Origin of the sequence: Kitasatospora sp. NPDC048545, from assembly GCF_040651155.1 — a bacterium.
GTDB lineage: Bacteria > Actinomycetota > Actinomycetes > Streptomycetales > Streptomycetaceae > Kitasatospora.
On sequence record NZ_JBEZIQ010000171.1, the window covers coordinates 1 to 1,472 of the forward strand.

Here is a 1,472-nt window from a genome sequence, read left to right on the forward strand (position 1 = left end):
CCAGTAGGTGTCGATGTAGCGCTGGTCGTCGCCCCAGATGGTGCGGAGCATGGAGGGCCAGGGTTCGGTGAGGACGAGGTAGCCGCCGGAGCCGTTGGGGACTTCGTTGGCGTTGTCGTCGACGACGGTGGCGGCGATGCCGGGCAGGGCGCGCTGGGCGGAGCCGGGCTTGGTCTCGGTGACGCCGGGCAGGGGGCTGATCATCATGGCGCCGGTCTCGGTCTGCCACCAGGTGTCGACGATCGGGGCGGTGCCGGCGCCGATGTGTTCGCGGTACCAGATCCAGGCTTCGGGGTTGATGGGTTCGCCGACGCTGCCCAGGATGCGCAGGGAGGACAGGTCGAACTTGGCGGGGATGTCGTCGCCCCACTTCATGAAGGTGCGGATCGCGGTGGGGGCGGTGTAGAGGATGGTGACGCCGTACTTCTGGACGATCTCCCAGAAGCGGCCCTGGTGGGGGGTGTCGGGGGTGCCTTCGTAGATGACCTGGGTGGCGCCGTTGGCGAGGGGGCCGTAGACGATGTAGGAGTGTCCGGTGACCCAGCCGATGTCGGCGGTGCACCAGTAGACGTCGGTCTCGGGCTTGAGGTCGAAGACGGCGTGGTGGGTGTAGGCGGCCTGGGTGAGGTAGCCGCCGGAGGTGTGGAGGATGCCCTTGGGCTTTCCGGTGGTGCCGGAGGTGTAGAGGATGAACAGGGGGTGTTCGGCGTCGTGGGCCTCGGGGGTGTGTTCGGTGGACTGGCGGGCGGTGATGTCGTGCCACCACACGTCGCGGCCTTCGGTCCAGGAGATGTCCTGGCCGGTGCGGCGGATGACCAGGACGTGTTCGACGCCGTCGGTCTTGGTGAGGGCTTCGTCGATGGCGGGCTTGAGGGCGGAGGGCTTGCCGCGCCGGTAGCCGCCGTCGGCGGTGATGACGAGTTTGGCCTGGGCGTCCTGGATGCGGGAGGCGACGGCGTCGGCGGAGAAGCCGCCGAAGACCACGGAGTGGGTGGCGCCGATGCGGGCGCAGGCCAGGATCGCGACGACGGCTTCGGCGATCATGGGGAGGTAGACGGCGACGCGGTCGCCCTTGCGGACGCCGAGTTCGAGCAGGGCGTTGGCGGCCTGGGAGACCTCGTCCTTGAGCTGGGCGTAGGTGAGGGAGCGGCTGTCGCCGGGTTCGCCCTCGAAGTGGATGGCGACGCGGTCGCCCAGGCCGTTGGCGACGTGGCGGTCGACGCAGTTGTGGGCCACGTTGAGCTTGCCGTCGGCGAACCACTTCGCGAAGGGCGGGTTCGACCAGTCCAGGGTCTGGGTCGGCTCGACGGCCCAGTCCAGGCGGCGGGCCTGCTCGGCCCAGAAGCCCAGACGGTCCTCGGAGGCCTGCGTGTAGGCGTCCGCGGTGACGTTGGCGGCTGCGGCGAGCTCTGCCGGCGGGGCGAAGCGCCGCTCCTCCTTGAGCAGGTTGGCCAGGCTCTCGTTGCTCAACG

The 1,472-nt window shown here is 69.6% G+C and carries 1 protein-coding gene; it reads right to left on the reverse strand.

The window, feature by feature from the left end; genetic code table 11:
* The coding region (gene acs, locus AB0D10_RS46290; RefSeq protein ID WP_360269140.1) for an acetate--CoA ligase at positions 1–1,470 on the reverse strand (1,470 nt) is incomplete at its 3' end.
* Positions 1,471–1,472: the final 2 nt, after the last annotated feature.